The organism is Clostridiales bacterium, assembly GCA_015243575.1.
GTDB lineage: Bacteria > Bacillota > Clostridia > Peptostreptococcales > Anaerovoracaceae > Anoxybacterium > Anoxybacterium hadale.
On record CP042469.1, the window covers coordinates 847,080 to 868,474 of the forward strand.

A 21,395-nucleotide genomic window follows, 5' to 3' on the forward strand; every position below is an offset into this window, starting at 1 on the left:
ACGGAGTAATCATGATGAATGTTAAGAATGCTAAAACTCAGATCGGAACAGGAAAAAAAACAATTTTAAGGAGAGCAAAGCTGGGGATCTTGATTTTTGTTCTACTGGCAGTAATACTGATTGCTTTGGATGTTCTTCCGGAGGGAAGCGGCGTGTGGAAGCCGGATTACCAGAAAATCGATTTAGATTCCATCCTTGTCAAGGCGCAATTGTCAGAAGATGACTATCATGCTCTATTTCTTCAAACCGGGTTGGGCAAGGCTGCTGTTGATGAGATTTTTTTAAATAATATAGGGATTCGCAGAGAACGGACCATAGAAGAGTACCAGAATAATTTCTTTGCTTCCGGGGATTACGAATGCCGCAATGTAGCGATATTTGTTAATGAGGAGCGAATCAGAAACGACGATGGAGCACCGGTTAAAGGCTTCGAAATCGCTGATTTGAAGAACGGTGATGTCTTGATCACGAAAGCAACCCATACGGTGGGGTGGAGGCATGGACATGCGGCAATTGTTACCGATGCAACTCGGGGAGAGACACTTGAAGCAATCCTTTTGGGGAATCCATCTCTCCTTCAAAATACAAGCAAATGGCAAACCTTCCCTAGTTATATTCAGCTTCGTTTGAAGGAGGATTTCAAGGGAGATGCAGAGCGAATTGCCGAATATGCGAAGGAAAATTTTAATGGGATACCCTATGGACTTTTCACAGGAATACCGAATAAGGCACCTCTGGAAGTCAAGAAGACCCAGTGCTCTCATTTGGTTTGGTATCCATATATGCATTTTGGATATGATATAGACTCCGACGGCTCTTGGCTGGTCACACCAAAAGATATTGCAAACAGCGATCTTTTTGATGTGGTGCAGGTTTTTGGTGTTAATCCGGAGGAGGTTTGGCCGTAGCGTAACCCAGATACGGCTGTTGTTAAACTGGATTCCATAGAACAACTAGGCTGTATCCTCAGGATAATACGGATACATCCGAAGGATCGTCAGGATGCCAAGGTAACCCTGGAAAATGCTAAAATGAAAAGAAACCTGCAATTGCCAAGTGACCCTCAACAGTAGGGTGTAGGCCATCGATAAGATATTCATATGGATTTTCTTCTGAGTATAATGCTGCAAATTTTGCCTGTACATCAATGATTCTCACGTTGTTTTTTTCGCCATACTCCAATAATCGTGAACGAAGAGACATAAGCTTATGGTTTACTTCAGCATAGTCAATGTCCGGTAACCAAAGCTTTGATGCCATGAGCGGACTGGTCAGCAGCGGTGTCATCAGAATCGGCTCGATTGCATTGGCTCGTGCTATCAATACCATTTCATTCATATATGCAAGAACCCCTTGTGGTGTTTCAAGCTGATATATAAAATCATTGGTACCCGTCAGCACCACTGCGGCTGATGGTTTGTGGGCAACGACATCTCGCTGAAAGCGGAGCACAATATTAGAGGAAACATCACCATTTTCCCCTTTGTTTATGATTTCATGGCCAGAGGCTTCTCTCCACAGACTGACAAAGCACTGGCTTCGCTTCAGGGGAAAGCCATTAACAATACTGTTGCCGATACATACTATTTTCAACGTTTCCACTCCCTTTTCTTGACAAATTCATCCTATTGCATATAATTATAGTGAGGCAAACTGTCTATCGCCTCATTGATTTTTGCCCAAATCTTGCAGTAAAAATATTCCAGTATCTTTGATTTTCTACAGATGCATTATAATATTGGGCAAATTTATTGTCAATTATTGAGTAAGATAAAACAAGAGTTATGAACCAGGAGGTATTTATGATAAAAATTACATTGAAGGACGGCAGCGTCAGAGAAGCAGATCAAGGCGCATCCATTTTGGATGTGGCAAAATCCATTCATCACGGATTGGCTAAAGAAGCGGTTGCCGGAAAAGTAAACGGCAAGGTACAGGGACTTGATTATAAGCTGGAGGAAGACAGCGATTTGGAAATCCTGAAGTTTGAGGATACAGACGGAAATCATACCTTCCGCCACACCAGCTCTCATATACTGGCGCAGGCGGTAAAGCGTCTGTTCCCGGAAGCAAAGCTTGGCATAGGCCCGGCCATTGACAACGGATTTTATTATGACTTCGATCTGGAACACCGTTTTTCTGATGAAGACCTTGCAGCCTTGGAAAAAGAGATGGCAAAGATTGTTCAGGAGAACTTCCCCGTGGAGCGGTTTGAACTGCCCAGAGAAGAAGCCGTAAAATATATGGAGGAGCGTCAGGAGCCCTATAAAGTTGAACTGATCAGAGACCTTCCTGAGGATGCGATTATATCATTCTATAAGCAGGGGGATTTTACCGATCTTTGTGCCGGTCCTCATATGCTCTCCACCGGTGCGGTTAAGGCCGTTAAGCTGATGAATGTTGCCGGAGCATATTGGAGAGGCAGCGAAAAGAATAAGATGCTTCAGAGAATCTATGGAACTTCTTTCCCCAAGCAGAAGCAGCTCGACGAATACCTGGAGCGGCTGGAAGAAGCAAAGAAGAGGGATCACAGAAAAATCGGAAAGGAAATGGATCTCTTCGCTATTTATGAAGAGGGCCCAGGATTCCCATTCTTCATGCCCAAGGGCATGGTCATCCGAAATGAACTGGAGAACTTCTGGAGAAAAGCCCACAGGGAAAGGGGCTATCAGGAAATAAAAACACCGCTGATTTTGAGTGAGGCTCTTTGGCATACTTCGGGACATTGGGACCACTATCAGAATAATATGTACTTTACCAAGATCGACGAGGGGGATTATGCGGTGAAACCGATGAACTGTCCCGGCGCGATGCTTGCTTATAAAAGAAAGATGTACAGCTACAGAGATTTCCCCATGAGAATGGCGGAAATGGGGCAGGTTCACAGACATGAACTTTCCGGAGCGCTACATGGACTCATGAGAGTTAGAACCTTTACTCAGGACGATGCTCATATATTTATGCTACCTGAGCAGATCAAAGATGAAATCGTAGGCGTTATCGACTTTATTGATTACGTGTATAATATCTTTGGTTTTAAGTATCATGTTGAACTCTCCACCAGACCGGAAGACTCTATGGGTACTGAGGAAGAATGGAATATGGCCACCAGTGCGCTGCAGGGTGCACTGATAGAAAAGGGTTTGCCGTTCATCATCAATGAGGGAGACGGTGCGTTCTACGGCCCTAAAATCGACTTCCATCTAGAGGACTGCCTCGGCAGAACTTGGCAATGCGGAACAATCCAGCTGGATTTCCAGATGCCTCAGCGCTTTGAGCTTACCTATGTCGGAAGTGATGGAGAGAAGCATACGCCTATCATGATTCACAGGGTAATCTTCGGAAGCATTGAACGCTTTATCGGGATCCTGACCGAGCATTTCGCAGGAAAATTCCCGCTGTGGCTCGCTCCGGTGCAGGTAAAACTGCTGACGGTTACTGAAAAGTTTGCAGAATATGCAGAGGCCGTTGGACAGAGGCTTTTAAAAGAAGGTTTTCGTGTTGAAGTTGATGTTCGAAACGAAAAAATAGGGTATAAGATAAGAGAAGCAAGAAACGAAAGGGTATCCTATATCGGTGTCATCGGTGAAAAGGAAACGGAAACGAATACGTTAACGGTGCGTTCCAGCAAAGAAGGCGAGCTGGGCGCCTTAAACCTAGATGAATTTATCGAGAAACTGAAGAAAGAAATCGAAGATAAGGTCTGCTAGAATCTGAATTTCAACTGAAAACAGGGAAAGGATTGGATAGCCATGTTTGAAAAGAAGGATCAGAAAGAGTGGCGGGATGGAGTATATCTCTGCACAGCCAAGAACAGCTTTGAAGCGGATATACTCGAATCTAAGCTGAGGAGTGAAGGCATACCATCGATAAAGAAGTTTAAAGGAGCCAGCAATTTTCTTGAAATATTCATGGGATCCAATAGTGCATTTCCCATTGAGCTCTATGTGCCTGAGGAGACTTTGGAGGATGCAAAAAATGTTATTATAGCCGTACCCTTAGACGGGGATGAGTTCCCCAGCGAACCCGTTGATTTTGATTCCTTAACCGATGAGGAGCTGGATGAATTAATCGGGAAAGGTGAAGACGAAACCGAAGAGAAATAATATATGCGTTGCAGCAATTGTGGTAAAAAAATAAGAAAAAGGAGCAACTTTTGTATCAAATGCGGTGCAAAAGTTCCTCCTGCTTTGAAAAAAGATAAAAAAGCAAAAAATGGTGAAAAAGGCGAAAAAAAGAAACGCAGGAAGAGGATCTTAGTACCGGCAGCGATTTTGATCCTTATTCTTGTTGTTGCTTTTTTGCTTTTTGGCTGTGACAGGGTGAAACAGGGGCTTGAAGAAAATAAGGCGTATACAAAAATAAGCCAAACGGTGAAGGACAAGCTGCCCTTTGATTTGCCTAAGCTGCCTGAAATACCAATTGATTTACCTGCTCTGACGAAAAAACTGCCCTTTGATTTTCCAAATCCCGCTGCGCTTTTGGGCGATAAAGAACCTCCTGACGATGAGCAGATTCTTGAAGATCTAAAAAAGTATCTGGAAAAGGAAGAAAAAGTAAAGCTCAATAGTCTGGAGATTGAAAGAAGAGACACTGCAGAAGAGGGGAAAGAGGAGACAGTCTATGCCAAAGCAGAAACCACTTCGAAAAAAGGCACCATTCAAAAGAGCTACAATCTTTTTTACAAAAAGGGTCTTCTCGGCGGTTGGAAGCTGAAGGAAGCAGTGGATTCTGAGCAGGCAGAAAAAGAAGCGAAAGCTGCAAAAAAGGAAAAAGAGGCGAAAGAGGCAAAAGAGGCAAAAGCGGCAAAGGCTGATAAATCCGGAAATGGAGAAAAAGAGGAAAAGTCAGCGGCTGGCGAAAAATCCAAAGAGGAAGAAGCTCCAAAAGGTGTTGACAGCAAAATCGTTCTGGCTGATGAAAATCTTTATCAAGACCTGCCTTCAGACTGGACCTACAGTAATGTGAAAGTGATTGCCCATAGCCTTGACATGGATTCGGGAACGGACCGGGTGATTGTATATATGGAGCTTAAGACTGCATACGTTAATTTGACTGGCACGAAGGAAATTACTTATCAACTGGATCACAAAACCGGGGAATGGAAAAGCACGGGACCCGCTTCAAAGCTGGCTTGCCTTTCCATAGAACCAATCGTCATACCCGGTCAGGAAAATGGTGCTAACGGACTTCCCGTATGATCGCCTTAAATTTCTTTTGAACCGTAGATTCTGCAGGAGATCAGAAAAGAAAGAATGAAACAGGAAGCTGCAATCAGCGGCAGGAGTTTCAACAAACCGAGCAGAACCGCAGGAGAGGGAAGCTCAACCCCCAATTGGCCGAAGGAGATAACAGCAGCCGTCGGAGCGGCAAAGATGGCAATGAGGAACAATCTGCTTTTTTCCACGCCAAACTTAAAGATCAGGGGAAGAAGAAGGCTGAAAAGAAAAATTCCCATGGACGAGACCCCAGCCAGCGAAAAAAGATGTTCTTTAAGTCCAAAGCCGTCAACAGGTCTGAACGCAAGAATTACTGAGGAAAGGATAAAGGCCAAAATGCCTCCTGCGAGACAGAGGATTAAAGAGAGTAAATATTTACCTCCAACCACTTCTGTTCTCGATACAGGCAGTGAAAGCCCGAAACGATCCCATCTTGCTAAATTGTCATATGAAAAAGAATAGATTGCCATCATCATAGACATGATCACCATAAACCCTTCAAAAAAGCTAGCCGGATTATCCATGCCTGCGCTAAGGAATGCGAAAAATACAAGCATAAAGAGCATGGTCTTACTGTATTGGCGCAGTGAATAAAAGTCTTTTAAAAGTAAACCTGTCATTTTAATTGAACCCCCTTTACATAAAACAGCATAATATCCTCAAGCGTAACAGAATCTATGGTTAACCCCTTATATTTCTTTGACATTTCGTCTTTTTTTCTGATGAGCATTTCATGGCCGAATCTATTTTCCCTGTGTCCGATGATATCCCCTTTATCAACGGAAGAGAAATCAGCAGTGCCGCATAGGAGCAGACCATAGTCTGCCAGAAGCTCATCTTTTGATTCGCTGAACAGGATCGTTCCTTCATGGAGGAAGGTGATGTAATCGGCAACCTTCTCCAGATCACTGGTGATGTGAGAAGAAAACAGTATGGAATGTTCCTCATCTTGAATAAAGTCAAGAAAGATGTCTAAAATCTCATTTCGGATCACCGGATCAAGACCACTGGTGGGTTCATCCAAAATCAATAGCTTAGGATGATGCGAAAGAGCAGTGGCGAGGGAGAGTTTCATTTTCATACCCCTGGAAAAATCCTTTGTAATTTTATCCTCGGGTAGACGGAATGCCTTCAGGTAACGAGAAAACATCTCACAATCCCAGTTTCTATAAATGCGCTCCATAATTTTAGATATGTGCTTTGGTTTAATATTATCGTGGAAATAGCTTTCATCAAAAACCACACCAATTTCTTCCTTTAGCTTTTTTTCCTCCCGGATATGATCATATCCCAGAATTGAAATTTTTCCTGCATCAGCCTTTAGCTGATTCAGTATGAGTTTTATTGTAGTTGTTTTTCCCGCTCCGTTCTCTCCGATAAAGCCCATAATACTGCCTTTCGGTAATGTGAGGTTCACATCCTTGAGCTGAAATTGGTCAAAACTTTTGGAGAGATTAGCGATCTCAATAGAATGCTGCGTGAATTGGTTATTGGAATGCCGTATTGTATCTGCACGATGATTCATCGGTTTTATACCTCCTGTATTAGGCTGATTTCATAAGCCGTCTATTCCGTTTCCTTCATAAATAGGGTAAGGATTTCGATTACTTCGTCAAGGCTGATATTTGCTGTAATAGCAAGATCAGCAGCTTTTCGAAGGTTTTCTTCGATGATACGAAGATTCTCTTCGCGAACAAACTCCAGGTTTTTTGCAGCAACAAAACTGCCTCTGCCCGTTGCGGTCTCAATAAAGCCGTCTCGCTCCAGATCCTCATAGGCGCGTTTGGTTGTAATGACGCTGATTCGCAGTTCTTTTGCCAGAAGCCGCATGGACGGAAGGGCATCCCCTTCATTCAGCGAGCCGTTCAGTATCATTCCTTTGATTTGAGACGATATTTGTTCGTAAATCGGCTTGCTGCTAGAATTGCTGATAATGATATCCATTTATTCTCCTTGAAAGAAGTATATGATATAAATATTGTATATATACGTTATATACAATATAACTCCTTAAAATGATCCTGTCAAGGCAAGTTTGGTAAAAGTATTAAAAAAAATGCCTGACGCCAGAGGCGCGAAAAGCGAAATAGAGAGCAACATAAAAATCGCTTCAACTTTAAGTTGAAGCGACTACAGAATTACATCTTCCAGGCAGGGGTTAGTCTACTCAAGGCCGTAATATGTCAGAATTCCGCTGTAAATACCTCGGGCAAAGCTTTGGGGATCATTTACCAGCAGATTGAGATCGATCGGATTTGACATGTAGCCCATCTCCACCAGGACGGCAGGCATGGAGGTGGCGCGCAGGACATAAAGATTCGTTCTGACCATTACACCACGGTTGGGAAGGCCTGTATAGTAGTTTATACCTTCCAGGATACGTTCGCCCATGTAATATGCCGGAGAGTCTGCTTGGTATACGTACGCTTCACTCCCGCTGGCAGTGAGGATTTCACTGATATTGCAGTGAAGGCTGATAAAAAAGTCTGCGCCCCATTGATTGGCAGCAGCGACTCTTGCCTGCAGGCTTGTGGTCGTACTTGTACCAAGCTGCTCCGTTGGAGAGTTTCTTGATAAACGTGCTTCAAAATTCGGATTGCTGTTCAGGAGAGCGGCCAGCCTGACGCCAACTTCATAGTTGATATCTTGTTCCCGAAAACCGCCTGCTTCCGCTCCCGCGTTTGGATTCACAGGGTTGTGGCCCTGATCAATGAATATCTTTATCGCCATATTGTTCTCCTGTTAATTAGGGCGACTCAAAACAGATGCTGTGACATGCTAAACCCGGCTGTCTCTTCCGTTTCTGAGATGCCCCATTCTATTTGATACTATGATATCCATTATATGAAGGGGAGGGGCTGATGGTGCGGTCAATTACAGTTGGTTATGGCAATCCATAATCACTGAACCTGTTAAATATATGGACTTATTGATTCGTACGGGTACTCGTGCAGGAATCATTAAACTGCACTGTTTGCGGCAAGCCACCCAGACGAGAATGCGAACTGGAGGTTGTAACCACCGGTGTCCCCATCAACATCGAGAACTTCTCCGGCAAAATACATACCGAGGTATTGGTTAGATTCCATCGTTTTCAAATTGATTTCATCAAGTGAGATTCCGCCTGCAGTGACCATGGCAGCGGAAAAGCCGTCGGTTGATGATATGGTGAACCGATCCTGAAGCAAGAGTTTCACAATGGATCGGAGCAGAATACGGCTGACGGCAGAAGCTTTTACCGCAGGATCAGTACCTGCACGCCTGCAAAGTGTTTCCAAAAATCGTTTCGGCATTTCCGATTCACGCCCTTCTGCATTGCGATTCCCATTGAAGTATTCGTAGAGCTCTGTGAGCAATTGCTTGCTGCTGCTGCTTAGGGCAGTGGTGAGTTCTTTGATTAAGACCTCATCCGATTTTCCAGTGCAGTAGCTTAATGAGAGCTGCATTCCCTCCGTAACATATCTTGATAGGTTCAAAATACCAGGTCCTGAAAAATGATTGCGTGTAAACAACAAAGGGCCGATGTTCTCTGCAACCCGTTTGCCTTCTTTTGAATAAAGAGTAACAGCGGCATTCTGAAAGGAAATTCCGGAAAGATCACTGTATGGGTATTGCTGTACATGAATCGGAACCAGAGCGGGGTGCAAAGGTTTGACTGCTATGCCCAATGCTTCCAAAACAGGAAAAAGACTGCCGTCTGATCCAGTGGACGGATAGGAACAGCCGCCTGTTGAAATAATTATTTTCTTTGCAGTGAAAACAAAGCTTCCAGTTTGGATCACGTAAAGTCCATCATTGCCCTCAGCAGGTTCACGATAGGAGATGTTTTCGACCGGAGTCGAAAAACATAATTTCATTCCATTTCGCTGACATTGAGATGTCAGACAGTCTAGGATATCCTTCGCACGGAGTGATTTGGGAAAGATCTTACCATCCTCTCGTTCAAAGAGGGCAATCTCATTTTTTTCAAAGAAGTCAATGACGGAATCGTTACTGAAACGATAGAGAACCGTTCTGATCTTTTTTCCGCGTGCACCGTAATGGGTAATGAAATCCTTGATACTTCCTCCATGTGTCAGATTGCACTGCCCTGCACCGGACATCAGAAGCTTCTTTCCGGGTGAAGCACTCTTTTCCAGGATCAGTCCGTTAATTTTATTTGGGAGGGAAGCTCCGGCAAAGAGGCCGGCAGCACCGGCTCCAATTATTATTAAATCATATGTCAAGTTCGGTTCCTCCGTATGAGTAGTATGAAGCACATTGTATCATATATTGCATTGGTTGACAAAGTGCTGCTTGGCGTATTTGTGGTTCGGAAACGAAACGGCCGTACAATATATAACTGTACAGCCGTTTATAAAACCCCTATTTTGAATTGATTTTAGTTTGTATCATACCTTGGTTTTTATACCAAATTCCTTACTGAAAATAGTCCAGTACGAAATCCGGGATATTTCCTTCATTGAAGTAAATGTTTACCATGGGATAGCCCGATTCGCTGGTAGAATAGTCCGCTCCGTATTTTTCGGCCATTTCCTTCGCATACGACGAACCATAATTTTGTTGGTTCAATACGCTCCCCTTGTAGAAAATGGTGCCGTAGTAATAATCGGAATAAACGATATTCGACGTTTCATAGCTTTCGAGAATCTGTTTGATCTGATCGGGATCTGTGATTTTCATGGTTGGAATCTCTACAGAACCGGTTTTTGAAGTTCCTACTATTCCCATGACACCATTTCCGCTATAGGAATACTCAGCTGCGGCAGGGTAGCGATTGTCATCTTGATCCTCGCTTTGGACATAATGATAAATCTCGATATACTCGATATCTGCGGTGTTGTCTTTGAACCGCTCTCCATAGCCTTTGCTCTCGAGCCACTGAATTGTATTGGTATAGCTTTCTGTTATTTTGAAAGCTATATTGTTGTTCAGCAGCCGTTCCGGTGTATTGGAACTGGTATCTTTATACATAAAATTGATGCTGGCAGTGGCATAGCCGTGCTTTAAGTCAACTCTGTCTTCAAACTTCTGTGCTTTGAAGTCCAGATCAAGACACTTCATGAACTCCTCAAGATCAGCTGCCCGTTTAATTTCCACCGCTTCCACATTGGGTTTATCAGTGCTGACAAGGATACTGTCAAGCTTTTCGTAGTTTAAATTGCTGGGAGCAAAATAGTCTTTGTATTCCTTTGATTCATAAATCTGCTTAAAGTCGGGGCTTTTACCAAAGGTCACATAGTCCAGCGTGTAGCGCCTGCTCAGCGGAAATAGGGAATCAGGGTTATAGGAAAGTGCGAGACTGCCTGCATATACATCCTCCGGTTTTTGCAGCCGTTCCTTATCTGCGACCAGCATTTTGTGCAAATTGACTGCCGCCTCTATATTTGCAGGATCTTTGAACAGCAAACCCTTTTCATCCCCTTTGAAAAGGGTATAGCCGCTGCTGCTATAGTAGTAATTGTTGTAATTTCTCATAAAATCATCAGAAAAGGTCATGCTTCCCACCTTGGAAGGATTTGGTACTCTCTTCTCAAAGCCTGTGAGATCAAATCGCAGACCCAAAATGAACACAATAGCGATGAGCGCATAGATGCCCAGACTCTTTAAACTTTTCAGGTTGTAAACCCTGGGGGTCTTTTTCACAATCATCTGCCCGATGATAAAGAAGATCAAGGTACCTGCAGCAAGACCTCCATACATATAAAATTCGGATTTCCCCAGCACCTGGAAGTAGAATCCAAGCAATGTCATACCAAGAAATGCAATGAGATAGCATATGATGGGCTCCATGAAACTGAAGGCCAGAGAATCCGTTGCGTGCTCCAGATTTCTTTTTCTATATAGAAAGCCTGTAATAATAAAGAGCACTATGGCACTGATCAAATAATAAATCGTGCTGAATAGTCCCAGATGACCTTGATTTTGCAATACACTGAGGTATGGTGAGATTTTCATTCCGAATTCAACCCAGTTTCCGGCAGTATCAAAGCCATAAAGGAATTGGGAGAAGTATGCGATGAAGACAGCATACAGTGCGGGAATCAGGAAGTTAAACCAGATTGCCGTTGCAAAATGCATCAGTGCATTTCCTGTCACGATTCCAGCAAAGACAGATACTGCGTAGATGACCACTGCGATCAGGATGGAAACCCAGATCCAGTTCAGGATATCTGCTCTTGCAAAGACATTCACTTCATTGATCATCATCCCGGATTCTGTACCATACATTCTGTAAACCGGTTTGCTGATGGCAAGAAGAATCAAGCCATTGACCAGGATTGGAGACACGATGAGGATCAATCCAGAAATAAAACCGCTATTATAGAGCTTCGTTCTCGTAAAGGGCATGGAATGCATCACAGACACCGAACTGATCCCCTGCAGATATCGGAAAATCACGACAGCTGCTACGATGGGAAAGATCAAATGGGCAAACATGTAAAAGGGCTGCTGGTTTTTCAGTGACATATCGATATAGCTCGCCATATTATTCAGGCGATTGTAGGACATCAAAACAGGAAAAACTCCTGACAGAAAATAAACCAGGAATGCCAGGGCAGGAAGCGCCCAAAAACGTCGCAAATTTTCCAAGATGAGCGGCTTTGAGATACTAAAATATGATGCCTTCAATTTCATTGTCGCCACCTCCTAACTCATAGATAAAAATTTCCTCAAGGGACAGGGGAAGCATGTCAAAGATCACCGGATGGCTTTCATTGATTACGCTTTCAACATCTTCTTTTTTATTTCGGATGATTAAAAGGTCTACGGTCCCTCTGGATTCCTTATGAAGGACGTTCAGACCCTGGTATGGATCATCACTGCTTTCTTTAAATGCTACCTGAATTTTATGGATGTCTGATTTCAATTCGTCCAGATCTCGTTCGATCATCATCTTCCCCTTGGAGAGGATGCCGATAGAGTCACAGATCCCTTCCAGCTCACGCAGATTATGGGAGGAAACCAGAACCGTCATTTCTCTTTCTGCCACGTCCTCAATGATGTACTTCCATACCAGCTTTCTGATGATTGGGTCCAAACCGTCAATGGGCTCATCGAGAATCAAGTAGTCGGGCATGGATGACATGGTAAGGATAAAAGCGGCCTGCTTCTGCATTCCTTTGGAAAATTTGGAAAGCTTACGCCGTTCATTCAGTTCAAACTGCTTTACCATATGGGTATATCGTTCCTGGCTCCAATTGGGATAAATGGAGCGGTAGAACTTGGCAGACTCCTTTAAATTATAGGATGCGAAGAAGTAGAGATCGTCGGGTATAAAACCCATTCGTTCTTTCACCGGGATATTTTCGTAAACAGGCGCTCCTTCAATGAGTATTTCTCCCTGATCCTGTTTCAAAACACCGGTTACATGCTTGATCAGGGTGGTCTTTCCGGCCCCGTTGGTTCCTACCAATCCATAAATGGAACCCTTCCTGACATTGAGATTTAAATCGGAAAGTGCCCGAAAGCCGTCAAAGGATTTGTCAAGATTACTTACCTTTATCATTCCTATTACTCCTTTCCTCCAGTAGTTCATTCATGATGGATCTGATTCTTTCCAGAGTACAGCCAAGATAAAACAGTTCTCTAATGCAACCCTTCAGGTGCTCTCTTGCTTCGCTGATTTTTTTCTCATCCACCGGTAAGTCCGATGGAGAAGCAACAAAGGTACCTAGGCCGGAAACCGTGTACAAAAATCCTTGATACTCCAGCTCCCTGTATGCCTTTTGTATGGTATTGGGATTTACCGTGAGGGTTTTTGAAAGCTCCCGTACCGATGGAATTTTATCTTCCGGTTTCAATATGCCTGTTATGATGAGCTCTTTAATATTATCAACAATCTGCTCATAAATTGATTTTCGGCTTTTCAAATCAAGCTGAAACATGATTCTAACCCTCCTTTTCTATTCAGGAAATGCAAATTTCATTCAGTGAGACCATCTGTATAGGCCTCCATTAAATCAGCACTTCCTATATTTTCGTCAATTGAATCGATCCTATTCAGCTGCAAGTGTACTAAATGATATAATACACCTGATGTGCATAGTGTACTACATGGTGTAATACGCTGTCAACTGTTTTTAATACGCGCATTTTTACCTTTCACATTGACATTGATGATAAAAAAGTGGAAAATGGAATGAGATCAATTGAAAGGGGATTAGAAATGACAGAAATCAGAGAATATGACATTGAAGCAATGAATCAGGAGAAGAAACCCGGGAAAAAACGGCTCAGGAAAAGTCTGATGGTTTTTGGATGTATCATAGTTGGTATCGTGATACTGGCATTGATTGGGAATGGAATAAAAAACACCATGTTCGGACAGGAAAAGGATATTGCAGCTAATGGACCATATATTGCAACGCTTTATGTAGAGGGATCAATTATGTCCGGACAGTCAGATACCTTCGGTTTGCCGGTAGGGTATCAGCACAACTGGACTTTAAATAAGATTGACGAAATGATAGCGGATACGAACAATCAGGGTTTAATCCTGTTTGTGGATTCTCCCGGAGGCGGTGTTTATGAAAGCGATGAACTCTATCTCAAGCTAAAGGAGTATAAGGATAAGACAGGGCGTCCGGTCTATTCTGCAATGGGCTCCATGGCGGCTTCGGGAGGGTACTATATTTCGGCAGCTGCAGATAAAATCTTTGCAAATAGGAATACCTGGACCGGATCCATCGGCGTTACCATTGGAACGCTTTATGACATTTCGGGATTGCTTGATCGATACGGGATTAAAACCGAAACCATAACCGCAGGGCGGAATAAGGCTATGGGAAGTTCTGTTGAACCGATGACAGAAGAGCAGAAGGCAATTTTTCAATCTCTTGTTGACGATGCATATGACCAATTTACAGGAATTGTGGCAGAGGAAAGAAATCTTAGCCTGCCGGATGTGAAAGCACTTGCGGACGGCAGAATCTATACTGCAAAACAAGCCTTGGATCTGGGACTTGTGGATGATATTGGAACTTTCAAAGATGCTGTGGACGACATGAGAGCGTCGTATGATCTCAGTGGTGAAGTGATCGATGTTGTTTATCAGGATAATTCTTTTTGGAGAAGCTTCCTGGGAGGAGTGCAAATTCCTGATTTAAAGAATGGTGATGTATCCGCACTGATGGAAGTCATCGAGAAGGATCAACATTTTCCCATCAGTTATGAATGCGAACTGCTGAAGTAGCTGTAATTAGGAAATAGAAGCAATAAGATAGAGATTTTACGATCTTTATGGGAAGGCGTTCTCGGCTTACGAATGTTGCCGGAGACGCCTTTTTGTATTTTTACAAAAAGAATTCTTTTCTATGGGGATGGAAAGTTCTATAATTATAGAAAGCTCAATTAGAAAACGATCAAATCTTTCAAAGGAAAAGGGGCAGTGCCGTGTTAAGAAGGGGAATGCCGGATCAGAATCTTTTGAATGTCCTTAGCCTGCCGGAACATGCCGGTTTATTATCTATGTTCCATGAAAAAAAGTATCGCAAGAAGGAGCTCATCTATCATCCAAACCATGGTGATAACAATGTGTTTATCGTCAAGGAAGGCAAGGTCCGTATTTTCTTGGCATCCAATGATAAAGAATTCACCCTGTCCATTCTGGAGCCCGGTGACGCATACTCTACCCATACCCGCGCATTTACACAGGCGTTATGTGACTGTGTGCTGCTGATCTGCAAAACCCAAGATTTTGGGCAGATCATGATGCAAAATCCCACCTTCGCCATGAATACCGTCAAGGTCCTTGGAGATCTCCTGAAAAACTCCTTTACCATCATTACCAATCTTGCCTTTCAAAATACCAATCAAAGAATGAAAGAATATCTGCTTTCTATGGCGGAAGATAAGGGAATTCTCTGTGAAAAGGGGATTTTGATCGAAATCGGTCAGGATACTGGTCAGGTTGCGATGATCGTCGGAGCCTCCCGGCAGACTGTATCTTCAATTTTCAGCGAATTTTGCCGTCTTGGTATCATGGAACGAATCAACCGAAAAACAATTCTGATCACGGATCTGGAAAAACTCAAATCACTGTAAAGTCTTAACCGTATCAAATATATCCAGCTCTAAAAGTCGAAACCGTATTAATTATATCGAGTCTCCATCACTGCAGCGAAATTATTTCTAGTCTAAATTTCAGAAAATTAAGACTAATGTCTCCTATCTGACAGATTTATTTTATAACTTTGTTACAATTGAATTAGAACCAGAGGCTGCTGCCTGCATTTTTACGGCAGCAGTCCGATATTCATTTCCGTTGGTATCGCACCGCGGTATTGCTTTGTGTCGGAATCAAGAATGAGAGGAGGTTATTTCATGTCAGATCAGAAGGAAAACTATTTCATTTATGCAGATCCGCAAAAATGTCTGGGTTGTAAAAGCTGCGAGCTTGCTTGCGGCCTTGTCCACGCAGAAACGGATTTGTTTACGGCTGTTCTTGAAGGCTACAAGATCAGACCGCGGAATCGCGTGGTACAGGCAGAGAACGTCAAAGTACCGCTTCAATGCCGGCAATGCGAGGATGCACCATGTGCCCAGGTCTGTCCTTCTGGTGCCATTGGGCAACGGGACGGTATGGTTTTTCTAAACAGGGATCTGTGCATCGGATGTAAAAGCTGTGCAATGGTATGTCCCTACGGCGCCATTCGCGTCAGGTCAGAGGCACAGGGAAAAGGAGACGGACGGATAAAAAGAGCAAAGGCTCTGAAATGTGATCTTTGCGTCGAGGCAAATGGAGGAATTGACGGTGAAGCCTGTGCATGCGTAAAGGCATGTCCCACAAAGGCAATCGCCCTTGTGGATTATGAGGACTTGATTCAAAGATCAATGGAAGCAAGAGCAAAAGAAATTGCGGCAGTGGCTTCCGGCAGAGAAAAATGAGAGGGTAAGGAGGAAGGATCTATGAACAAAGAATTTTCTGCTGACCAGGCAGTAAAACAGATGCTGCCTTTTGCAAAAAAAGCCGGAGTTGAAACCGTATGGGACCGCTTTGAAAAGCAGCAGCCTCAATGCGGCTTCGGTACGCTGGGAATCTGCTGTCGTATTTGCTGGCAGGGACCATGCAGAATCGACCCCTTCGGAGAGGGGCCATCCAAAGGTGTGTGCGGTGCGGATGCGGATACCATCGTCGCGCGAAATCTGATCCGGGGGATTGCGGGAGGAACTGCGGCCCATTCTGATCACGGCAAACATATTGCCCTTACGCTCCTCGAGATTAGTGAGAAAAAAGCGGAAGGATATCAGATCAAAGACGAAGCGAAGCTGCGGAGTGTAGCCGATAAGCTTGGCCTGCCTCAGGAAGGCCGCGACCTTTATGAAGTGGCGGGTGCCGTGGCGGAAGCCACCCTTGAGGACTTCTTCCGAAAAGATGAATCGATTCACTGCAGCTGGTTTGATAAAACACTACCGAAAGAGCGGGTGGAAAAGCTGGAAAAGCTGGGAGTGGTTCCCGGGAACATCAATGGCTCAATTGCCGAGATCATGGCCAGAACCCATATTGGAACCGATGCAGATCCCGTCAACCTGCTTTTGGGCGGAATCAAATGCGCTCTCGCCGACTATGTGGGAATGGCGCTGGCTACGGATTTGTCGGATGCTATATTCGGAACCCCGACACCAGTGAAAACTAGAGCAAATCTTGGCGTGATCAAGGAAGCTGCCGTTAATATTGCAGTCCATGGTCATAACCCTCTGCTCAGTGAGTTAGTATGCGATTTGGCAGCGGAATTGAACGAGGAAGCCATCAAGGCTGGGGCAAAGGATGGAATTAATGTTGTGGGCGTGTGCTGCACGGGCAACGAGGTTATGATGCGCAGGGGCATTCCTTTGGCGACCAACTTTCTGTCCCAGGAATTGGCTGTTGTCACCGGGGCATTGGATGCCATGGTCGTAGATGTACAGTGCATTATGCCATCCCTTGCGGCGGTAAAGGATTGTTTCCACACAGAGCTCATCACCACAATGCCTACTTGTAAGATTTCGGGAGCAACCCATGTAGAATTCAGTACGGAAACAGCAAAGGAGAGCGCGGGAAAGATCGTGAAACTGGCCATTGAGGCATATAAAAGGCGAAATCCCGCCAAAGTCAATCTTTCTGACATTACACAAACAGCATATGCTGGGTTCAGTACTGAAGCCATCGTCGCGGCTCTCAGTGCAGTGGATCCGAATGACCCGCTGAAGCCGCTTCTTGACAATATCGTCAACGGAAATATCCGCGGCGTTGTTTTGTTTGCAGGATGCAACAATCCTAATGTGGTGCAGGATCATGCCTTTACTGCCATCGCCAGGGAACTTGCGGCAAAGAATGTGCTGATGCTCGCCACGGGCTGCGGAGCGGGGGCCTTTGCCAAAGCAGGGCTGATGACCCCCGAAGCTACGGAAGCGTATGCCGGAGATACCCTGAAAGCAGTCCTTACAGCAATTGGTGAGGCTGCCGGACTTTCCGGGCCTCTGCCGCTGATCTTACATATGGGCTCCTGCGTTGACAATACAAGAGCCGTTGCCGTTGCAACAGCTCTTGCAAATAAAATCGGTGTGGATCTTGACAAGCTGCCCGTTGCAGCTTCTGCGCCGGAATGCATGTCGGAAAAAGCTATGGCCATCGGCACTTGGGCGGTATCCCTTGGGCTTCCCACCCATTTGGGCGTCGTACCCCAGATATTGGGATCAGAGCTGGTTACCAAGGTTCTGACAGAAGGCGTAAAAGATCTCACCGGCGGTTACTTCTTTGTTGAAACAGAACCAAAGGCCGCCGCAGCCAAGCTTTTGGGAGCCATCGAAACGCGCAGAGCGGGGCTAGGTATATAAGCGTGGTTTTTAAGTCTTATTCAACAGTGGCTTATCTTCTATTGCCAAATCAGGATAAATTAATCAAGCGCAAAGGAGGGCAGATGTGAAAATTGCGATAACAGGAAAAGGTGGTGTAGGAAAAACCACCATCGCAGGTACCCTTTCCAGAATCTTTGCAGAGGAAGGATATAAGGTTTTGGCCATCGATGCAGACCCGGACGCAAATCTTGCGTCTGCTTTGGGAGTCCCGGAAGAAATTTCAAAGAAAATAATGCCTTTTTCTAAGATGAGGAAGCTTGCGGCTGAGAGGACAGAAGCCTCTGAATCCTATGGCGGCTTGTTTATCCTCAACCCAAAGGTTGACGATCTTCCGGATCAATTTTGCGTCGATCATCAAGGTGTTAAGCTTTTGGTTATGGGCACGGTGGAGCAGGGCGGAGGAGGCTGTGTCTGTCCGGAGCATACCCTGCTGAAACGATTGATGCGTCATCTTTTGGTGGAACGAGATGAGGTTGTTATTATGGATATGGAGGCAGGAATTGAGCATCTTGGCAGGGGAACCGCTGACGCAGTGGACGTTATGATCATCGTTGCGGAGCCGGGATATCGGAGTATTGAAACCGCTCTGAGGATCAGAAGCCTGGCGAAAGATGTGGGGATCAAGAAGCTTTTTGTCATCGGAAGCAAGCTGCGGGGTGAGGAAGATGCGGAATTTATCCGAACCTGTCTGCCTGAGATCCCTTATCTGGGCTCCTTGCCCTTCTGTCAGGATATCATTGAAGCAGACTTAAACAGAAGAGCATTGTTTGATGCAGGGAATGGAGCATCTGTTCTTGCTCTGAAAAAAATACAGGAACGTCTCATGGCAGAAGGAGAATGAATTTTGTATCTAGTTCTTTATCTTTGCTGTATTAGATGGTGACAATTCTGGTGAATCGATAGGGAGGATAAAATGACAACTTTAATGGAACAGGAACAGTGCTCCTTTGACGAAGGCGTTATGGACATCACAGAGCTGCTTCATCGATATCCCGCGGAACGAAGATATATGCTGGCAGTCCTGCAGGACATACAGGAACGGTATCAATTTCTTCCCAAAGAAGCTTTGTGCCAAACCTCAGGATATTTTGGAGTGCCCTTGAGCAAGCTTTACGGAATGGCTACCTTTTATAAAGCATTCAGCCTGAAAGCAAAAGGAAAGAATATCATACGGGTCTGCGACGGAACCGCCTGCCACATTCGTTCCTCGACGGTACTTCTGGAGGAAATTGAACGGCTTTTGCACTTGAAACCGGGTGATACTTCAGTGGATGGAGTTTTTTCTCTGGAAACGGTCAGCTGTCTGGGATCCTGCGCCCTGGCGCCGGTTTTGGTGGTAAATGAAGAATATTATGGGAGTGTGACCCGCACGATGGTGGGAGAAATTTTGAATCATTACGGCCCTGCCATGGGGGAGGTTCCAGTGTGGGATGTAGGATCTGCCTTTGAGGAGAACCTTGAGGGGAATGGAGGGTCAGCTATAGGGGATCGACTTGCATGGGACGGAGGAAATGCAGATGAATGGGCATGATGGAACAAACTTTGAAAAGATACTCGTCTGCTGCGGTACCTGCTGCCTGGCAAATAACAGCATGGATATCGACAGTGGTCTGAAAGAGAGAATCCAACAAGCGGGCCTTCCTCTTGAGGTGGAGCCCATGGTGAAAGCCACAGGCTGCAGCGGACTTTGTGAGAACGGCCCCATCGTTCGGTTTTTGCCAGATGATCTTTGCTACTATAAAGTCAAGCCGGGTGATGTGGATGAGGTGTTTGAAAAGACGGTACTGAACAAGCAGGAGATCGACCGCTTGATGCATCGGGAGCCGGAGCAGCGGAATCGTGTCAGAACGAGGGAAGAAAACAGCTTCTATAAAAAGCAGTTCAGAATTGCCCTGAGAAATACTGGGGAAATCGATCCGTTCTCTATCCAGGACTACATGGAACGGGGAGGATATTCGGCGGCGAAAAAAGCTTTAAAAATGACCCCGGAGGAGATCCTTACTGAAATTGAAGGTTCCGGTCTTCGGGGAAGAGGCGGGGCTGGTTTTCCAACGGGCAGAAAATGGAGACAGTGTGCCGGGATCGGACGATATCCCAAATATACCATCTGCAACGGAGATGAAGGTGATCCGGGAGCATTCATGGATCGATGCATTCTAGAGGGCGATCCTCACAGTATCATTGAAGGGATGCTGATCGGGAGCCTAGCCATAGGCGCCAATTCGGGATACCTCTATATCAGAAATGAGTATGGGCTGGCTGTGAGGACTATGGAAGAAGCTATTTGTCAGGCAAGGGAGAAAGGTTTTCTCGGGAAAAATATCTTTGGCAGCGGATATGAGTTTCATCTCCAGATTGTCAAGGGCGGAGGCGCGTTTGTCTGCGGTGAATCAACTGCACTTATGGCCTCCATCGAGGGAAATACGGGAGAGCCAAGAGCGAAATATATCCGCTCGGTAGAAAGAGGATTATGGGGACAGCCGACCCTCTTGAACAATGTGGAAACCTGGGCCAACATTCCTGAAATTATCAACCGGGGAGGCAGTTGGTTTTCCTCCATCGGAACGGAAAAAAGCAAGGGGACAAAGGTGTTTTCTCTGGTAGGAAAGGTCAAAAACAATGGTTTGGTGGAGGTTCCTATGGGAATTACTCTGCGGGAGCTGATCTTTGAAATTGGTGGAGGAATTATCGGAGGGCGAAGGTTCAAAGCTGTGCAGACAGGAGGCCCTTCTGGAGGCTGTATTCCGCAAGAACTATTGGATATGAAGGTTGATTTTGATTCTCTGGAAGCTGCTGATTCCATGATGGGTTCCGGAGGAATGATTGTCATGGATGAACGGACCTGTATGGTGGACACCGCCCGGTATTACATCAATTTTCTCTCGGAGGAGTCCTGCGGAAAATGCGTGCCGTGCAGAGAGGGTCTGAGAAGAATGCTGGAAGTGCTTGACGGAATTACGGAGGGCAAAGGCTCTGAGGAGGATCTGGAGCTTTTGATCTGGTTGGGCTCCATGATGAAGGAGGCCGCACTCTGCGGCCTGGGAAAGAGCGCTCCCAATCCGGTATTGTCTACCATAAAATACTTCCGCCAAGAGTATCTTTCTCACATACGGGATCAGCGCTGCCCTGCAGGGATCTGTAAGAAACTGACGACGTTCCGCATTCTTGAAGAAAAGTGCACCGGCTGCGGACTCTGCAAAAAGAATTGCGGTGTGGGAGCAATCAGCGGAAAGCCCAGGTTGAGTCATGTTATTGACGAAGAACTTTGTACACGCTGCGGAAACTGCATCGATGTATGCAGATTCCAAGCGGTGGAAATCGGATAGGAGGTGCGGA

Annotated in this window: 20 protein-coding genes; 11 read left to right on the plus strand and 9 right to left on the minus strand. The window is 45.1% G+C overall.

Features of this window, described 5'->3' with window-relative positions; translation table 11 throughout:
- The first annotated feature begins 11 nt into the window (after nucleotides 1–11).
- On the plus strand, nucleotides 12–908 hold the full coding sequence (locus tag FRZ06_03640) for a hypothetical protein (GenBank protein QOX62501.1): 897 nt from the start codon (nucleotides 12–14) through the stop codon (nucleotides 906–908).
- A 118-nt stretch (nucleotides 909–1,026) separates the two neighbouring features.
- Here the strand turns inward: FRZ06_03640 and FRZ06_03645 are convergent, their stop codons facing one another.
- Nucleotides 1,027–1,620 carry a hypothetical protein gene (locus tag FRZ06_03645; protein QOX62502.1) on the minus strand — a complete coding sequence of 198 codons (594 nt, stop codon included), beginning with the start codon at nucleotides 1,618–1,620 and terminating at the stop codon, nucleotides 1,027–1,029.
- A 182-nt stretch (nucleotides 1,621–1,802) separates the two neighbouring features.
- Between FRZ06_03645 and thrS the strand changes: the two genes are divergently transcribed.
- From thrS to FRZ06_03660, 3 genes are read left to right on the plus strand one after another with little or no spacing between them, the layout of a single operon-like run.
- Nucleotides 1,803–3,710: a threonine--tRNA ligase gene (gene thrS, locus FRZ06_03650; GenBank protein QOX62503.1), complete on the plus strand. Its 1,908-nt coding sequence runs from the start codon at nucleotides 1,803–1,805 to the stop codon at nucleotides 3,708–3,710.
- Between the two features lie 42 nt (nucleotides 3,711–3,752).
- Entirely contained in the window at nucleotides 3,753–4,106 is a 354-nt protein-coding gene (locus FRZ06_03655) for a DUF2007 domain-containing protein (GenBank protein QOX62504.1), read from the plus strand.
- Between the two features lie 3 nt (nucleotides 4,107–4,109).
- Nucleotides 4,110–5,201, plus strand: coding sequence for a zinc ribbon domain-containing protein (locus FRZ06_03660; protein ID QOX62505.1), 1,092 nt, complete (start codon nucleotides 4,110–4,112; stop codon nucleotides 5,199–5,201).
- 5 nt (nucleotides 5,202–5,206) lie between these two features.
- Here FRZ06_03660 and FRZ06_03665 read toward each other — a convergent pair whose 3' ends face one another.
- The 8 genes from FRZ06_03665 to FRZ06_03700 form a co-directional block, all read right to left on the minus strand.
- The gene (locus FRZ06_03665; protein ID QOX62506.1) at nucleotides 5,207–5,839 is read right to left on the minus strand and encodes an ABC-2 transporter permease; all 633 of its coding nucleotides are present in this window, start codon (nucleotides 5,837–5,839) and stop codon (nucleotides 5,207–5,209) included.
- Nucleotides 5,836–6,744, minus strand: coding sequence for an ABC transporter ATP-binding protein (locus FRZ06_03670; GenBank protein QOX62507.1), 909 nt, complete (start codon nucleotides 6,742–6,744; stop codon nucleotides 5,836–5,838). Before FRZ06_03670 ends, FRZ06_03665 begins: the two co-directional genes overlap by 4 nt.
- A gap of 41 nt (nucleotides 6,745–6,785) precedes the next feature.
- On the minus strand, nucleotides 6,786–7,163 hold the full coding sequence (locus FRZ06_03675; GenBank protein QOX62508.1) for a GntR family transcriptional regulator: 378 nt from the start codon (nucleotides 7,161–7,163) through the stop codon (nucleotides 6,786–6,788).
- Nucleotides 7,164–7,382: 219 nt separating this feature from the next.
- The gene (locus FRZ06_03680; GenBank protein QOX62509.1) at nucleotides 7,383–7,949 is read right to left on the minus strand and encodes an N-acetylmuramoyl-L-alanine amidase; all 567 of its coding nucleotides are present in this window, start codon (nucleotides 7,947–7,949) and stop codon (nucleotides 7,383–7,385) included.
- A gap of 230 nt (nucleotides 7,950–8,179) precedes the next feature.
- On the minus strand, nucleotides 8,180–9,478 hold the full coding sequence (locus FRZ06_03685; GenBank protein QOX62510.1) for an aminoacetone oxidase family FAD-binding enzyme: 1,299 nt from the start codon (nucleotides 9,476–9,478) through the stop codon (nucleotides 8,180–8,182).
- Nucleotides 9,479–9,638: 160 nt separating this feature from the next.
- On the minus strand, nucleotides 9,639–11,858 hold the full coding sequence (locus FRZ06_03690) for an acyltransferase (GenBank protein QOX62511.1): 2,220 nt from the start codon (nucleotides 11,856–11,858) through the stop codon (nucleotides 9,639–9,641).
- Nucleotides 11,833–12,729 carry an ABC transporter ATP-binding protein gene (locus tag FRZ06_03695; protein QOX62512.1) on the minus strand — a complete coding sequence of 299 codons (897 nt, stop codon included), beginning with the start codon at nucleotides 12,727–12,729 and terminating at the stop codon, nucleotides 11,833–11,835. The genes FRZ06_03690 and FRZ06_03695 overlap by 26 nt, the downstream gene beginning before the upstream one ends.
- Entirely contained in the window at nucleotides 12,713–13,108 is a 396-nt protein-coding gene (locus FRZ06_03700) for a GntR family transcriptional regulator (protein QOX62513.1), read from the minus strand. The genes FRZ06_03695 and FRZ06_03700 overlap by 17 nt, the downstream gene beginning before the upstream one ends.
- Nucleotides 13,109–13,422: 314 nt before the next feature.
- Between FRZ06_03700 and sppA the strand changes: the two genes are divergently transcribed.
- The 7 genes from sppA to FRZ06_03735 all read left to right on the plus strand — a co-directional run bounded on the left by sppA (nucleotide 13,423) and on the right by FRZ06_03735 (nucleotide 21,385).
- Nucleotides 13,423–14,415, plus strand: coding sequence for a signal peptide peptidase SppA (gene sppA, locus FRZ06_03705; GenBank protein ID QOX65815.1), 993 nt, complete (start codon nucleotides 13,423–13,425; stop codon nucleotides 14,413–14,415).
- Nucleotides 14,416–14,630: 215 nt separating this feature from the next.
- Complete coding sequence (locus FRZ06_03710) at nucleotides 14,631–15,266, plus strand: Crp/Fnr family transcriptional regulator (GenBank protein QOX65816.1); 636 nt, start codon at nucleotides 14,631–14,633, stop codon at nucleotides 15,264–15,266.
- A 279-nt stretch (nucleotides 15,267–15,545) separates the two neighbouring features.
- Entirely contained in the window at nucleotides 15,546–16,109 is a 564-nt protein-coding gene (locus FRZ06_03715; GenBank protein QOX62514.1) for a 4Fe-4S dicluster domain-containing protein, read from the plus strand.
- Nucleotides 16,110–16,130: 21 nt separating this feature from the next.
- Nucleotides 16,131–18,038, plus strand: coding sequence for an anaerobic carbon-monoxide dehydrogenase catalytic subunit (gene cooS, locus FRZ06_03720; GenBank protein QOX62515.1), 1,908 nt, complete (start codon nucleotides 16,131–16,133; stop codon nucleotides 18,036–18,038).
- Nucleotides 18,039–18,123: 85 nt separating this feature from the next.
- Nucleotides 18,124–18,900, plus strand: a complete 777-nt coding sequence (locus tag FRZ06_03725; GenBank protein QOX62516.1) for an AAA family ATPase — start codon at nucleotides 18,124–18,126, stop codon at nucleotides 18,898–18,900.
- A 120-nt stretch (nucleotides 18,901–19,020) separates the two neighbouring features.
- Nucleotides 19,021–19,590 (plus strand): NAD(P)H-dependent oxidoreductase subunit E, encoded by a 570-nt coding sequence (locus FRZ06_03730; GenBank protein QOX65817.1) that lies wholly within the window; start codon nucleotides 19,021–19,023, stop codon nucleotides 19,588–19,590.
- A complete protein-coding gene (locus FRZ06_03735; GenBank protein ID QOX62517.1) occupies nucleotides 19,577–21,385 on the plus strand; it encodes a 4Fe-4S dicluster domain-containing protein in 1,809 nt (602 codons plus the stop codon). The genes FRZ06_03730 and FRZ06_03735 overlap by 14 nt, the downstream gene beginning before the upstream one ends.
- Nucleotides 21,386–21,395: the final 10 nt, after the last annotated feature.

Coding starts and splice junctions, on each gene's coding strand:
- FRZ06_03655 (QOX62504.1), top strand. CDS start 3,753: ATGTTTGAAAAGAAGGATCAGAAAGAGTGGCGGGATGGAGTATATCTC.
- FRZ06_03670 (QOX62507.1), bottom strand. CDS start 6,744: ATGAATCATCGTGCAGATACAATACGGCATTCCAATAACCAATTCACG.
- cooS (QOX62515.1), top strand. CDS start 16,131: ATGAACAAAGAATTTTCTGCTGACCAGGCAGTAAAACAGATGCTGCCT.
- thrS (QOX62503.1), top strand. CDS start 1,803: ATGATAAAAATTACATTGAAGGACGGCAGCGTCAGAGAAGCAGATCAA.
- FRZ06_03680 (QOX62509.1), bottom strand. CDS start 7,949: ATGGCGATAAAGATATTCATTGATCAGGGCCACAACCCTGTGAATCCA.
- FRZ06_03660 (QOX62505.1), top strand. CDS start 4,110: ATGCGTTGCAGCAATTGTGGTAAAAAAATAAGAAAAAGGAGCAACTTT.
- FRZ06_03640 (QOX62501.1), top strand. CDS start 12: ATGATGAATGTTAAGAATGCTAAAACTCAGATCGGAACAGGAAAAAAA.
- FRZ06_03695 (QOX62512.1), bottom strand. CDS start 12,729: ATGATAAAGGTAAGTAATCTTGACAAATCCTTTGACGGCTTTCGGGCA.
- FRZ06_03675 (QOX62508.1), bottom strand. CDS start 7,163: ATGGATATCATTATCAGCAATTCTAGCAGCAAGCCGATTTACGAACAA.
- FRZ06_03715 (QOX62514.1), top strand. CDS start 15,546: ATGTCAGATCAGAAGGAAAACTATTTCATTTATGCAGATCCGCAAAAA.
- FRZ06_03690 (QOX62511.1), bottom strand. CDS start 11,858: ATGAAATTGAAGGCATCATATTTTAGTATCTCAAAGCCGCTCATCTTG.
- FRZ06_03665 (QOX62506.1), bottom strand. CDS start 5,839: ATGACAGGTTTACTTTTAAAAGACTTTTATTCACTGCGCCAATACAGT.
- FRZ06_03700 (QOX62513.1), bottom strand. CDS start 13,108: ATGTTTCAGCTTGATTTGAAAAGCCGAAAATCAATTTATGAGCAGATT.
- FRZ06_03730 (QOX65817.1), top strand. CDS start 19,021: ATGGACATCACAGAGCTGCTTCATCGATATCCCGCGGAACGAAGATAT.
- FRZ06_03710 (QOX65816.1), top strand. CDS start 14,631: ATGCCGGATCAGAATCTTTTGAATGTCCTTAGCCTGCCGGAACATGCC.
- FRZ06_03735 (QOX62517.1), top strand. CDS start 19,577: ATGAATGGGCATGATGGAACAAACTTTGAAAAGATACTCGTCTGCTGC.
- sppA (QOX65815.1), top strand. CDS start 13,423: ATGAATCAGGAGAAGAAACCCGGGAAAAAACGGCTCAGGAAAAGTCTG.